General features: G+C 72.0%; 13 protein-coding genes. 9 read left to right on the top strand and 4 right to left on the bottom strand.

Features of this window, described 5'->3' with window-relative positions:
* Window positions 1–179 precede the first annotated feature (179 nt).
* From ACFYPN_RS08175 to ACFYPN_RS08155, 5 genes are all read left to right on the top strand, one after another.
* Window positions 180–1,640, top strand: a complete 1,461-nt coding sequence (locus tag ACFYPN_RS08175; RefSeq protein ID WP_358760430.1) for an ABC transporter permease — start codon at window positions 180–182, stop codon at window positions 1,638–1,640.
* Window positions 1,641–1,853: 213 nt separating this feature from the next.
* Window positions 1,854–2,537, top strand: coding sequence for an ABC transporter ATP-binding protein (locus ACFYPN_RS08170; RefSeq protein ID WP_358760432.1), 684 nt, complete (start codon window positions 1,854–1,856; stop codon window positions 2,535–2,537).
* Window positions 2,538–3,016: 479 nt separating this feature from the next.
* Window positions 3,017–4,423 carry an NADP-specific glutamate dehydrogenase gene (gdhA, locus tag ACFYPN_RS08165; protein ID WP_358760434.1) on the top strand — a complete coding sequence of 469 codons (1,407 nt, stop codon included), beginning with the start codon at window positions 3,017–3,019 and terminating at the stop codon, window positions 4,421–4,423.
* Between the two features lie 209 nt (window positions 4,424–4,632).
* Window positions 4,633–5,151, top strand: coding sequence for a helix-turn-helix transcriptional regulator (locus tag ACFYPN_RS08160; RefSeq protein ID WP_358760436.1), 519 nt, complete (start codon window positions 4,633–4,635; stop codon window positions 5,149–5,151).
* Between the two features lie 93 nt (window positions 5,152–5,244).
* The gene (locus ACFYPN_RS08155; RefSeq protein WP_358760438.1) at window positions 5,245–5,643 is read left to right on the top strand and encodes a DUF4190 domain-containing protein; all 399 of its coding nucleotides are present in this window, start codon (window positions 5,245–5,247) and stop codon (window positions 5,641–5,643) included.
* A gap of 92 nt (window positions 5,644–5,735) precedes the next feature.
* Here the strand turns inward: ACFYPN_RS08155 and msrA are convergent, their stop codons facing one another.
* A complete protein-coding gene (gene msrA, locus ACFYPN_RS08150) occupies window positions 5,736–6,401 on the bottom strand; it encodes a peptide-methionine (S)-S-oxide reductase MsrA (RefSeq protein ID WP_358760520.1) in 666 nt (221 codons plus the stop codon).
* A gap of 167 nt (window positions 6,402–6,568) precedes the next feature.
* Window positions 6,569–7,678: a hypothetical protein gene (locus ACFYPN_RS08145; protein WP_358760440.1), complete on the bottom strand. Its 1,110-nt coding sequence runs from the start codon at window positions 7,676–7,678 to the stop codon at window positions 6,569–6,571.
* 67 nt (window positions 7,679–7,745) lie between these two features.
* Here ACFYPN_RS08145 and ACFYPN_RS08140 point away from each other — a divergent pair, with 67 nt between their 5' ends.
* Window positions 7,746–8,891: a cystathionine gamma-synthase gene (locus tag ACFYPN_RS08140; protein WP_358760442.1), complete on the top strand. Its 1,146-nt coding sequence runs from the start codon at window positions 7,746–7,748 to the stop codon at window positions 8,889–8,891.
* A gap of 177 nt (window positions 8,892–9,068) precedes the next feature.
* Here the strand turns inward: ACFYPN_RS08140 and ACFYPN_RS08135 are convergent, their stop codons facing one another.
* Both ACFYPN_RS08135 and ACFYPN_RS08130 read right to left on the bottom strand, forming a co-directional pair.
* Window positions 9,069–9,260 carry a DUF1059 domain-containing protein gene (locus tag ACFYPN_RS08135; protein ID WP_358760444.1) on the bottom strand — a complete coding sequence of 64 codons (192 nt, stop codon included), beginning with the start codon at window positions 9,258–9,260 and terminating at the stop codon, window positions 9,069–9,071.
* Between the two features lie 51 nt (window positions 9,261–9,311).
* Window positions 9,312–9,842 carry a MarR family transcriptional regulator gene (locus tag ACFYPN_RS08130; protein ID WP_358760446.1) on the bottom strand — a complete coding sequence of 177 codons (531 nt, stop codon included), beginning with the start codon at window positions 9,840–9,842 and terminating at the stop codon, window positions 9,312–9,314.
* 236 nt (window positions 9,843–10,078) lie between these two features.
* Between ACFYPN_RS08130 and ilvA the strand changes: the two genes are divergently transcribed.
* From ilvA to ACFYPN_RS08115, 3 genes are all read left to right on the top strand, one after another.
* Window positions 10,079–11,311: a threonine ammonia-lyase gene (gene ilvA / locus ACFYPN_RS08125; RefSeq protein ID WP_358760448.1), complete on the top strand. Its 1,233-nt coding sequence runs from the start codon at window positions 10,079–10,081 to the stop codon at window positions 11,309–11,311.
* A gap of 209 nt (window positions 11,312–11,520) precedes the next feature.
* A complete protein-coding gene (locus ACFYPN_RS08120) occupies window positions 11,521–12,597 on the top strand; it encodes an ATP-binding cassette domain-containing protein (protein WP_358760450.1) in 1,077 nt (358 codons plus the stop codon).
* Window positions 12,594–13,445 carry an ABC transporter permease gene (locus tag ACFYPN_RS08115; RefSeq protein ID WP_358760452.1) on the top strand — a complete coding sequence of 284 codons (852 nt, stop codon included), beginning with the start codon at window positions 12,594–12,596 and terminating at the stop codon, window positions 13,443–13,445. Before ACFYPN_RS08120 ends, ACFYPN_RS08115 begins: the two co-directional genes overlap by 4 nt.
* Window positions 13,446–13,620 lie beyond the last annotated feature (175 nt).

Below are 13,620 nucleotides of genomic sequence, written 5' to 3'. Positions count from 1 at the left end.
GCCGCGGGGGGCGGGGGGCCCCCGCCCGCCGCGCCCGCCCCCGGGCGCCGGCCGGGGGCGGGGGGGGGGCCCCCGGCCCCCCCCCCGCCCCCCCCCCCCCCCCCCCGGCCCGGCAGGTTCTCATCGTCCTCTCATGGCGGCCTTAACCCACCATCACGCCCGGTCCATAGGTTCGCGGCATGTTCTTCACCTACCTCCGGCGCGAGCTGCGCCGTCGCAGAAAGGCGGCGCTCGTCGTCGCCTCGGGGCTCGCCCTCGGCATTGCGCTGGTCATCGTCGTCAGCTCGGTCACCGCCGGGATGGGCAAGGCCCAGGACAAGGTCCTGGAATCGCTGTACGGCCTCGGCACGGACATGACCGTGACCAAGGCCGCCGCGGCCCCGGGCTCCACCGGCGCCCAGGAGCGCCCGAAGTTCAACTTCGACGCCAAGGACAGCGACGACGACGCGACGCAGAGCACCGACCGCGTCATGGTCCAGGGCTTCCAGACCCTCGCCGACTCCACCGTCACGAAGGTCGGTCAGCAGACCGGCGTGGCGAACGCGGTCGGCGGGCTGAGCCTCAACGTCATGAAGGTCGACGGCCAGTTCAAGCGCGGCGAGTTCAAGCAGGACCAGTCCTCCGGCAGCGCCGGCGGCCCGGGCGGCTCCGGCGAGGGCGGTGGCGCCCCGCAGGGCCGCGTCCAGGGCGGCGGCGCCTCCTTCGACGTCAACTCCTTCACCGTGTACGGCACCGACGTCACGCACCAGGACCTCGGTCCGCTGACCTCCTCCGAGATCACCAAGGGCCGTACCTTCAAGACGACCGAGACGAACGCCAAGGTCGCCGTCGTCGACGCCTCCTACGCCAAGGAGAAGTCACTCGCGGTCGACAAGACGGTCACCATCTCCGGCACCACGTTCACGATCGTCGGTGTCTCCACCGCCAGCAGCGGTGACGCGGCCGCGAACGTCTACATCCCGCTCCAGCAGGCGCAGACGCTCTCGGACTCGAAGGCCAAGGTCACCACGGTCTACGTGAAGGCCAAGGACTCGACGGCGATCGACAGCGTCAAGTCGACCATCCAGAAGAACATCTCGGGTACCACCGTCACCACCTCGGCCGACCTGGCCGACACGGTCTCCGGCTCCCTCTCCACCGCCTCCGACCTGGCCTCCAGCGTCGGCAAGTGGCTCTCCATCGTCGTCCTGATCGCCGCCTTCGTGGTGGCGGGCCTGCTCACCTCCTCAGCGGTCAGCCGCCGCGTCCGCGAGTTCGGCACCCTCAAGGCCCTCGGCTGGAAGAGCGGCCGGGTCACCCGCCAGGTCGTCGGCGAGGCGCTCGTCAACGGCCTCATGGGCGGTGTCCTCGGCATCGCCGTCGGCCTGGCCGGCGCCTACATCGTCACCGCGATCAGCCCCACCCTCACCGCGGAGCTCGGCTCCGGCAACGGCAGCGGCATGCCCGGCGGCGGGATGGGCGGCCCCGGCCGCCAGGCCGCGGCGAAGACCCTCGACATCGCGCTGACCGCACCGGTCTCCCTCTCGACCATCGTGATCGCTGTCGTTTTGGCCGTGGCGGGCGGGCTCATCGCCGGCGCGTTCGGCGGCTGGCGCGCCTCCCGGCTGCGCCCGGCCGACGCCCTGCGCCGCGTCGAGTAAGGGCTGTCCCGCAATTCCTGGCGGGCGCGCGACGACCGCTACGGCACCTCGCCGCGTTGTCCGAACGTCCGCACAGATCCAGTGCGCGGACGCCCCTGCGCCTTACGACGCACCGCATCCGACGCCGCGCACTGATCCACCACGAATTGCGACACAGACCTCAGTCACCGGCTCCACGACCTCATCTTCCGTACGTACAGCAGGAGTCCACACGTGTATCAGCTCAGCGGCGTCACCAAGCGCTACCTGCGGGGAAAGACCAAGGTCGACGCGCTCGCCGGGGTCGACCTGACCATCGAGGACGGCGGCCGGCTCGTCATCCAGGGCCCCACCGGCGGCGGCAAGTCCACCCTCCTCCAGATGCTCGGCGGTCTCGACCGGCCGACCGAGGGCACCATCGAGCTGGACGGCGTCGACCTCGCCAAGCTCTCCGAGGCCAAGCTCACCAAGGTGCGGGCCGAGTCCATCGGTTTCGTGTTCCAGAGCTTCAACCTGATCCCCACGCTCACCGCCGCCGAGAACGTCGAGACGGCCCTGGTCCCGCTCGGCATCGGCGCGAAGCTCCGCCGCGAGCGCGCCATCGAGGCGCTGGAGTCGGTCGGCCTCGGCGACCGTCCCACCCACCTCCCGAGCGAGATGTCCGGCGGGCAGCAGCAGCGCGTCGCCATCGCCCGCGCGCTCGTCAAGAAGCCGAAGGTGCTCCTCGCCGACGAGCCGACCGGCAACCTCGACGAGTCCATGCGCGACGAGATCATGGCGCTGCTCGAAGGGCTCTGGAAGGAGCTGGGGCTGACCTTCGTCATGGTCACCCACGACAGCGCCCTCGCCCGCAAGGCCCCGCGCCTCGCCACCATCCGCAAGGGCAAAGTCACCGTCACGGAGAACGCCTCCGCCTGACCCGACCCGACCCGACCCGACCCGACCCGACCCGACCCGACCCGACCCGACCCGACCCGACCCGACCCGACCCGCCTGATCCGATTCGCCCGCACGCACGCACGTTCGCGCCGGTCGCCCCACCCGGGGCGGCCGGCGCGTTCGCGTACGCGGGGGCTGCCGCGCGCGGGTGAGGGCCCCCGCGGTTCCGGTCGCGTCCCGGCCCGGTGGTGCGGAGGGCGGGAGGGCGGCGATCCTTCGGGACTGTACGGCTGTACGGCTGTACGGCTGTTCGGCGGTATGGCCCGAGCGGCGCGACCGTCGGACCGTGGTCACTGTGGGGATGATCCGGAGGGGGCCCGTCCGCCGGGACGGCACTTGTGCCGTACACCGGTTCTCCGTCCCGCGCACCGCGACCGCGCCCGTGGGGCGGGGGGCCGGGCGCGCCCCGGCACGGGCGCGCACCTGTCCGCCACTGCTCCACGGAAGGTCTTGATCAGATGTCGGTGTCCCCCGGATCCGCTGCATCCGCTGCATCCGCTGCATCCGCGAACGCGTCGACGGCCGGGAGCCGCGTCGTCGAGCCGCTCTACGCGGAGGTCCTCCGGCGCAACCAGGGGGAGAAGGAGTTCCACCAGGCCGTCCGGGAAGTCCTGGAGACGCTCGGCCCGGTGCTCGCCGCGCGCCCCGAGTTCGTGGACGCCCGGATCATCGAGCGGCTGTGCGAGCCCGAGCGGCAGCTCATCTTCCGGGTGCCGTGGTCGGACGACAACGGCACCATCCACGTGAACCGCGGCTTCCGCGTCGAGTTCTCCAGCTCGCTCGGCCCGTACAAGGGCGGACTCCGCTTCCACCCCTCGGTGAACCTCGGCATCGTCAAGTTCCTCGGCTTCGAGCAGATCTTCAAGAACGCCCTCACCGGCATGCCGATCGGCGGCGGCAAGGGCGGCGCCGACTTCGACCCCAAGGGCCGTTCGGACGCCGAGATCATGCGCTTCTGCCAGTCCTTCATGACGGAACTCCACCGTCACCTGGGTGAGTACACCGACGTCCCCGCCGGTGACATCGGCGTCGGCGGCCGCGAGATCGGCTATCTCTTCGGCCAGTACAAGCGGATCACCAACCGGTACGAGTCCGGCGTCCTCACCGGCAAGGGCCTCGGCTGGGGCGGCGCCCAGGCGCGTACCGAGGCCACCGGCTACGGCTGCGTCATGTTCACCTCCGAGATGCTCCGCGTCCGCGGCGAGTCGCTGGAGGGCCGGCGCCTCGCCGTCTCCGGCTCCGGAAACGTCGCCATCTACGCGACCGAGAAGGCCCAGCAACTCGGCGCCACCGTCGTCACCTGCTCCGACTCCGGCGGTTACGTCGTCGACGAGAAGGGCATCGATCTCGACCTGCTCAAGGAGATCAAGGAGCGGCACCGGGGCCGGGTCTCCGACTACGCCGAGCGCCGCGGCGGGTCCGCCACGTTCGTGCCGGGCACCGACCTGTGGACCGTGCCGGTCGACGTCGCGCTGCCGTGCGCCACGCAGAACGAGCTGCACGAGGAGGACGCCCGCGCGCTCGTGCGCAACGGCGTGAAGGCGGTCGCCGAGGGCGCCAACATGCCGACCTCCCCGGAGGCCGTGCGGGTCTTCCAGGAGGCGGGTGTCGCCTTCGCTCCCGGCAAGGCGGCCAACGCCGGCGGCGTGGCCACCAGTGCGCTGGAGATGCAGCAGAACGCCTCCCGCGACTCGTGGAGCTTCACCCACACGGAGGCGCGGCTGGCGGAGATCATGCGGCACATCCACGACTCCTGCCACACCACCGCCGAGCGCTACGGCAGCCCCGGCAACTACGTGGTCGGCGCCAACATCGCCGGCTTCGAACTGGTCGCCGAGGCGATGCTGGCCCAGGGCCTCATCTGAGGGTCGCCCACCGCCTGTTCCTCACCGGGGGGCCGGTCCCGCGTGCGTACGCGCGGGAGCCGGCCCCCGGGGGTACGACTCCGGAGGTACGACACCCGGGGCGGATGGCGCCGGCCGCCGGTGGGTTGCGTAGTTTCTCCGTCAGCAGATCCGCCGAGGGCACAGCGCCCCCCGCCCCACGAGGGCCTCGCCGCTCCTACGCTGGGACGATGACGACCCGAGCGAGGGACACCCGCCCGCACGCCGCCGACCTCGACGACACCCGCCCGGAGGACGGCTGCCCGCACGCCGTCCGCCCGCAGGACACCCGCCAGGCGCGCGGGACCGCGCGTGGCCGCACCGGTGACGCCCGGGTGATACCCCTGCGACCCGTCCCCGCACCGGCGTCGCCCGCCCCCGACGCGCCCCGGGAGCCGCTGCTGCGCGACCTCGTCGGCGAGGTGCTGCGTCAGGAACGCCTCTCCCAGCAGCGCACGTTGAAGGATGTCGCGGACTCGGCGCGGATCTCCTTCGCGTACCTCTCCGAGCTGGAGCGGGGCCGCAAGGAGGCGTCCTCCGAGGTCCTCGCGGCTGCCGCGCACTCCCTGGGGCTCGGTCTCGCCGACGTACTCGGCCGGGCGGGCACCGAGCTGGCCCGCCGCCGCATCGCGCTCGCCGCCACGACCCGGGCACAGGGGCGCATACCGGGCGGTGCGCTGCCCAGGAACCAGGTCCGGCTGGCCGCCTGACGGGGTGGGGGCTCACCGGCCCGTATCCGCTGTCGCCACTGTGCCGTGCGATCCTGTGCCGAGCCAGCACGGAGTTCACGGGGGACGGGGCGCATGAGGGACACGGACGGCATACCGACGACGGACGGGCAGCAGACCCGGGCCCGGGCCCTCGTACCGCCCCCGGTTGAGGTTTCCGCGCCCAAGAACCGGGCGGCTCAGGTCAGCGGGCTCTTCGCGCTGGGAGCAGTCGGCGCCCTCGGGAACTTCGCGACCGGCGTCGCGCTGATCAACCCTCCGGTCTTCGTCGCCCTCGCGACGCTCTGCGCCCTGATCGCCATCCCGGCCGGCCACGTGGGCCGCTTCCGGGGCAAGCGCCTGGGCGGCAGCGGACGCGGGGTCGCCCTGGCCGCCATCCTGACGGGCTGGCTCGTGCTGCTGGTCTGCCTGCTCGCGCTGCTGGCCCTCGTCGGTCTCGTGGCCGGCCTCGCGGTGCTCACCGACAACACCTGATCCGGAACGCCGACGAGAGGCGCCCCCGGTGGTTGTCACCGGGGGCGCCCCTGGGTGGTGCCGGACTGCCGGGTCCGGCCCCGCGCGGCGGATCAGCCCTGGGCGCGGGCCACACCGATCGGGCAGGAGACGCCGGTGCCGCCGATACCGCAGTAACCGCCCGGGTTCTTCTCCAGGTACTGCTGGTGGTACCCCTCGGCCGGCCAGAAGGTGCGCCCCTCGGCGGGCAGGATCTCCGTGGTGATCGTGCCGTATCCGGAGCCCGTGAGGACCTTCTGGTACGCCTCGCGGGACGCGGCGGCGGCCTCGGCCTGGGCGGGCGAGTGGGTGTAGAGCGCCGAGCGGTACTGCGTACCGACGTCATTGCCCTGGCGGAACCCCTGGGTCGGGTTGTGCGACTCCCAGAACAGCTTCAGCAGCTCCGTGTACGGGACCACCTCGGGGTCGAAGACGACGCGGACGGCCTCCGTGTGACCGGTCTGGCCGGAGCAGGTCTCCTCGTACGTCGGGTTCTCGGTGTAGCCGCCCTGGTAGCCGACGAGCGTCGTCCAGACGCCCTCCGTCTGCCAGAACGTGCGCTCGGCTCCCCAGAAGCAGCCCAGCGCGAAGTCGGCGACCTCCAGACCCTCCGGGTACGGGCCCTGCAGCGGGTTGCCGAGCACGATGTGACGGTCGGGCACCGTGAACGTCGGGGTCGGGCTGCCCTTCAGGGCCTGCTCGGGGGAGGGGAGCACGGGTGTACGGCCGAACAACATGATCGGTCCTCCTTCTACGGGACGGTACCCGGACAACATCTCCGTACCGCCCCGCATTCCTCGCGCCGGACCCGGTCAGGGCCCGGTCGGGGGCCCGCGCCACCGCCCGCGCGCCGACCGGCAGCCCAGGTGACGGTGGAGCGCCGCCGGGTTCGACCGGTACGGCGCCGCTACCCCAGCAGCCGGGCCGGGCTGCCGCCGTTCGCCTCGTAGCCCGCGACTGCGAGCGCCCGGTAGATCGCGTACTCGGCGGCCGGGTCGGAGTCCTCGGTCCAGGGCAGTGCCCCGACGTACCCGTCGATGTGGACGAACTGGTGCATCGCCTCGGACCAACGCTCCATCCGGACCAGGAACAGCACCAGCAGATGCCGGACATGGGCGAGCATCGGATCGTCCTGCCGCGCCGAGTGGACCGCGTACATCGCGCCCTCGACGGCCTTCGTCACCGCCGCGCTCCGGTAGAAGTCCGGTGCCAGATTCAGATCCGGCAGATTGTCGTAGAGCGAGAAGAGCGGCAGCCCGGCGAGGAGCGAGCCCTGCGGGGCGCGGGCCGCGGCGGTGGTGGCGAACCGGTCGGCCAGCTCCCGCGAGCCGTGCCACTTCGACGACCAGAAGTGCAGCGCCGCCAGATGCGCGCCGAAGTGCGCCGGGGCGCGGTCGATGATCTCCGCCCAGAGCCGGTCGAACTCCTCGGGGGCGTAACCCAGTCCGCGCGCCACGGTCAGCCGCGTGATGTACGGAACGGGGTCGCCGGGAGCGAGCGCGGAGGCCTCACCGGCCACATCCCGCGCCTCGTCCAGCAGGAGCCGGAAGTCCTCGCTGCCCACGGCCGAGGACCGCCACGCCTGCTGCACCAGGAACTCCGCGTGCACCGCCGCGGCGCCCGGGTCCTTTGGCGCCTCCGCACGCCACGAGCGCAGCCAGGCACCGCCCGCGCCCGGACGTGCGGCGAGTTCGAGCGAAGCTGCCCCGGCGAACGCCTGTACGCGTTGCCACCGGACCTCGCCCTCCTTCGGCGTACCGGCCAGCAGCTGGGCCGCCGCGCGCCACTCCTGGGTGGCCTGCACCACGTGGAGCACGTCGACCAGGTCCTGGTCGGGGCCGGGCAGCCGCACGTCCAGCAGCTCCTGGCGCACGAAGCCGTACGTCTCGGGGTCGGCCGCGTCCGGCGAACCGGGGGCCGCGAGCTGAATGCCGCCGCCGCCCCGGCGGCGCCACAGGAAGGGGCCGACCACCGCCGTGATCATGCAGAGCGCGATCAGCAACCACAGAATCTCCATGGACCCATTGTCCCCGTACGGCCGAGCGTCCGGTGTGGGCCCCCGCGACGAACTACGCTCGGACCTCATGACCGACCAGCACAGCTTCGAGACCCTCGCGATCCATGCGGGAAACACCGCCGATCCGCTCACCGGCGCCGTCGTTCCGCCCATTTACCAGGTGTCCACGTACAAGCAGGACGGTGTGGGCGGACTGCGCGGCGGATACGAGTACAGCCGCAGCGCCAACCCGACGCGTACCGCCCTGGAGGAGAACCTGGCGGCGCTGGAGGGCGGCCGTCGCGGACTGGCCTTCGCCTCCGGACTCGCCGCCGAGGACTGCCTGCTCCGCACGCTGCTCACCCCCGGCGACCACGTGGTGATCCCCGACGACGCCTACGGCGGCACCTTCCGGCTCTTCGCCAAGGTGGCGTCGCGCTGGGGCGTGGAGTTCTCGGTGGCCGACACCTCGGACGTGGCCGCGGTGCGTGCGGCGATCACCCCGCGCACCAAGGTGGTCTGGGTCGAGACGCCGTCCAACCCGCTGCTCGGCATCACCGACATCGCGGCCGTCGCGGGCGTCGCACGCCAGGCCGGCGCCCGGCTGGTCGTGGACAACACCTTCGCCAGCCCTTACCTCCAGCAGCCGTTGGCGCTGGGCGCGGACATCGTGGTGCACTCCACCACCAAGTACATGGGCGGCCACTCCGACGTGGTCGGCGGTGCTCTCATCGTCAACGACGCCGGTCTCGCCGAGGAGTTGGCGTTCCACCAGAACGCGATGGGCGCGGTCGCCGGTCCGTTCGACGCCTGGCTGGTGCTCCGGGGCATCAAGACCCTCGCCGTGCGCATGGACCGGCACACCGAGAACGCCGGCCGGATCGCCGAACTGCTCACCCGCCACCCCGAGGTGACGCACGTCCTCTACCCCGGGCTGCCGGACCACCCGGGGCACGAGATCGCCGCCAAGCAGATGCGGGCGTTCGGAGGCATGGTCTCCTTCCGCGTGCGCGGCGGCGAGGAGGCGGCCGTGAACGTCTGCAACCGCGCCCGGCTCTTCACGCTCGGTGAGTCGCTCGGCGGCGTCGAGTCGCTGCTGGAGCACCCGGGGCGGATGACGCACGCCTCCGCCGCCGGCTCCCCGCTGGAGGTGCCCGCCGACCTGGTGCGGCTCTCCGTCGGCATCGAGAACGGTGACGACCTGCTGGCCGACCTCACTCAGGCGCTCGGCTGACGGACCGGACCCCCGCCTCCGGCTGACTGCCGTGCAGGGGGCGGGCGTTGGGCCCGATCGTCGTCGCCGCGCATACGTCCGGTGCCGGGGAGGACTCCCCGGCACCACGCGTCGGCCTGAGGCCCGCGCACACCCGCACAGCACCTGCCGGACACCCGCGGAACGGCCGGCAGGCTCTCAGACGGCGGCCTTCTCGTCCTCCAGGGACGCCCTGACCTGCTCACGCAGTTCGGGGCTGTCCGTGTGCTCATGGACCGAGACGGCGTGCTCGGTCGCCGCGCGGACGACCTCGTCCTCCTCGCCGGAGATGGTCAGCGAGCAGCCCGACACACTCGGATACTTCCGGCAGTCGGCGACTTTCCTGGTCATGGCGGCCTCCTCGTCTCTCACGTGGGCCAGCTCCTCCAGGGTAGTTCCCGGTCAGTCGCCCTGCTGCTGGTGAGCCGCCTGCCGCACCGCCAGAGCGTCGTTGAACCGGGTCAGCAAGGTGCAGAAAGTCTCCCGCTCCTCCTCGCTCCAGCCGTCCGTGACCTGCGACATCAGATCGCGGCGGGAGGTGCGCACCTCGTCCAGGCGGCCCTGCCCGCGCGGCGACAGCTGGAGCACGACGGCCCTGCCGTCCTCCGGGTGCGAGGTCCGCTTGACCAGCCCGGTGTCCACGAGCGGCGCGACCTGGCGGGTCACCGTCGAGGAGTCGATGCCCATCCCCGCGGCCAGCGCCTTCACGCCCATCGGGCCTTCCCGGTCCAGCCGGTTGAGCAGCAGGTAGGCGGCCCGGTCCATCGAGTTGCGGACCTTGCCGAGCCCGCCGAGACGGGTCTGCTCCGCGCGCCGGGCGAAGACCGCCACCTGGTGCTGGAGAGCATCGAGTACGACGGGGTCGGACTCCTGTGGAGGGGACACGTCGTCCCCTGAAGGAGACGCAGCATTCGTCATGTCCTGAGGGGGCATGGCCAATAGCTCTCTTCGTGCGGTGTCGGATAAGTGGGGGACACAGTACGCGGCGATGAGGCCCACTGTGTCCAGGGTATGTAATCCGAGGCCTCCCGAGAACGGCGGTGCAGGGCGACGGAGGACCCACAGGAACCTCACAGACACCCCGGCGGGTGCACCTTCGCACGGCCCCCCGCAGGGGCCGCCCGAGGGCCCGGCGGACGGTGGAGCGGCGAGCTGCGAGACTGGCGCTCATGAGCTTCCGTGCGTCCGCCCCGCTCCCGCCGCTGATCCTCGACGACGTCCGGGGCGCCCAGAAGATACTGTCCGGCGTGGCCAGGACGACCGCGATGGAAGGCAGCCGCCACCTGTCGGAGCTCGTCGGCTCTCCCGTCCAGTTCAAGTGCGAGAACCTCCAGCGCACCGGCTCCTTCAAACTGCGCGGCGCCTACGTGCGCATCGCCGGCCTCACACCGGAGGAGCGCGCGGGCGGGGTCGTCGCCGCGAGCGCCGGAAACCATGCGCAGGGTGTCGCACTCGCCTCTTCTCTGCTCGGCGTACGCTCCACGGTCTTCATGCCGGTCGGCGCCCCCCTCCCCAAGGTCGCGGCGACCCGCGAGTACGGTGCCGAGGTCCGGCTGCACGGCCAGGTCGTCGACGAGACCCTGGCCGCCGCCCAGGAGTACGCGGAGCGGGCCGGAGCGGTCTTCATCCACCCGTTCGACCACCCCGACATCATCGCGGGCCAGGGCACCGTCGGCCTGGAGATCCTCGAACAGTGCCCCGAAGTCCGCACCATCGTCGTCGGCATCGGCGGCGGCGGACTGGCGGCCGGCATCGCCGTCGCGGTCAAGGCGCTCCGCCCCGACGTACGGATCATCGGCGTGCAGGCGGCCGGCGCCGCCGCGTACCCGCCCTCACTGGCCGCCGGGCACCCCGTCGCCCTGGAGTCGGTGCCGCAGACGATGGCCGACGGCATCAAGGTGGGCCGCCCCGGAGACGTACCGTTCCGCCTGATCCAGGAACTGGTGGACGAGGTCCGTACGGTCACCGAGGACGAACTCTCCAGTGCCCTGCTGCTCTGCCTGGAGCGGGCGAAGCTCGTGGTCGAACCCGCGGGCGCCAGCCCGGTCGCCGCGCTGCTCAGCGACCCGAAGTCCTTCCGCGGGCCGGTCGTCGCCGTGCTCTCCGGCGGAAACGTGGACCCGCTCCTCATGCAGCGCATCCTCCGCCACGGCCTGGCCGCCGCCGGCCGCTACCTGAGCCTGCGGGTGCGGATCGTGGACCGGCCCGGGGCGCTGGCCGCGCTGCTGGCCACCCTGTCCGGGTCCGACGCGAACGTGCTCGACATCAGTCACGTACGGACCGAGCCGCGCCTCGGCCTCACCGAGGCGGAGGTCGAACTGCACCTGGAGACCAAGGGCCCGGAACACTGCGAGGAGGTCGCCGCCGTCCTCAGGGGCGCCGGCCACCTCATCGTGGAGTGAGCCGCCCTCCCGCATGGATCTCCCGCATGGATCTCCCGCACGGATCTCCCGCACGGGCCGCTCGGCAGGCGCCCGACAACGGCGACCGGGAACCGTGTTTCAGCACCCCTCGGGCTCCCCGCCTCCCTAGTATTCGCACAGCAGTCGCGTGAACGGGCAACCGGTCCGTCCGACAGCAGACTGTCCGACAGCGGATGGGGGTATCCCCTGTGCCAGGTGCGATCCACGCCGAAGGTCTGGTGAAGACCTTCGGAGACGTGCGAGCGCTGGACGGCGTCGACTTCGACGTCCCCGAGGGAACCGTTCTCGGTCTCCTCGGACCCAACGGCGCCGGCAAGACGACCGCGGTGCGCGTCCTCACCACCCTGCTGCGGCCCGACAGCGGCCGGGCCGAGGTCGCAGGCATCGACGTACTGGCCAAGCCCAATGAGGTGCGCCGCTCCATCGGGCTCTCCGGGCAGTTCGCCGCGGTCGACGAGTACCTCACCGGCCGGGAGAACCTCCAGATGGTCGCCCGGCTCTACCAGATGCGCGCCCGTGACGCGAAGAAGCGGGCGCAGGAGCTGCTGGAGCAGTTCCACCTCGCCGACGCGGCCGACCGGACCACCAAGACGTACTCGGGCGGCATGCGGCGCCGGCTCGACCTCGCGGCGGCCCTCGTGGTCCAGCCGCCGGTCATGTTCATGGACGAGCCGACCACCGGGCTCGACCCCCGCAACCGCCAGCAGCTCTGGGAGGTCATCGAGGACCTGGTCCGTGGCGGAACGACTCTGCTGCTGACCACGCAGTACCTCGAAGAGGCCGACCACCTCGCCCACGACATCTGCGTCATCGACCACGGCAAGGTCATCGCGCGCGGTACGTCCGACCAGCTCAAGGCCCAGATCGGCGGCGAACGCGTCGAGGTCGTCGTGCACCGCCCGGAAGAGATCGGGCCGGCCCGCGAGGCGCTCGCCCGGTACGGCGAGGGCGAGGTCACCGTCGTGCGGCACACCCGCAAGCTGACCGTCCCGGTCACCGGCGGCGCCAAGCTCCTCGCCGAGATCATCCGCGACCTGGACGACCGGGACGTGGAGATCGACGACATCGGTCTGCGCCGCCCCACCCTGGACGACGTCTTCATCTCGCTCACCGGCCACGCGACCGAGGGTCAGGGTGAGGAGGGGAACGGCGGACGAGGGAACGACGAACACGGGAACGGCGAAGGCGGCAGTGGCGGAGGCGGCACGACGGCGGCCGGGAACGCCCGGGGCCCCGCGAAGGACCCGAAGGAGGACGTACGGTGACCACCAGCTCGGAAGAGGTCCGGACCCTGGCCCCCCGCCCGTCCGGCGGCCTCGTCCAGTCCGTCGGCGACTCCCTCGTGATCGCCAGACGGAACCTGATCAGGATGACCCGCATCCCCGAAGTGGTCCTCTTCGGTCTCATCCAGCCGATCATGTTCGTGGTGCTGTTCAGCTACGTCTTCGGCGGCTCGATGAACGTGGGCGGCTCGACCTCGCCCGAGGTCTACCGCAACTTCCTGATGGCCGGCATCTTCGCCCAGACCGTCACCTTCGCCACGGCCGGAGCCGGCGCGGGCATCGCGGACGACATGCACAAGGGCCTCGTCGACCGGTTCCGCTCCCTGCCCATGTCACGGGGTGCAGTCCTCACCGGACGGACCCTCGCCGACCTCGTGCAGACCACCCTCACCGTGCTGGTCCTGGTGATCGTCGCCCTCCTGGTCGGCTGGCGCATCCACGAGGGCATCTGGAAGGCCCTGGGTGCGTTCGGGCTGCTCCTCCTGCTCGGGTACGCCTTCTCGTGGATCGGTGCCCTCATCGGGCTGACCGTGCGCACCCCCGAAGCGGCGACCTCCGGCGGACTGATCTGGCTCTTCCCGGTCACGTTCATCTCGAACGCCTTCGTCGACTCCAGCCAGATGGCGTCCTGGCTCCAGCCGATCGCCGACTGGAACCCGTTCAGCGCGACCGTCCAGGCGTGCCGTGTGCTGTTCGGCAACCCGGGGGTGTCGCCGTCCGACGCCTGGCCGATGCAGCACCCCGTCTGGGCCTCGCTGATCTGGTCCGTCGTGATCACCGTGGTCTTCCGGACCCTCGCGGTCCGGAAGTACCGCCGAGCGGCCAGCTGACCGCCCGTACCCGCACTTCGGTCACTTCCGTACTCCGGTACGCGAAAGCCCCGGTCGGGGGGGGGCGCCGGGGGGCCCCCCCCCCCGGGGGGGGGGGGGGGGGGGGGGGGGGGGGGGGGGGGGGGCCCGGAGCCGGGAGGGGATGGGAAGCCCCGGCCGGGGGCCTCAGAAGCCG

It is taken from the genome of Streptomyces sp. NPDC005576 (assembly GCF_042871745.1).
GTDB lineage: Bacteria > Actinomycetota > Actinomycetes > Streptomycetales > Streptomycetaceae > Streptomyces.
This window is presented reverse-complemented; position numbering and strand designations above follow the sequence as displayed.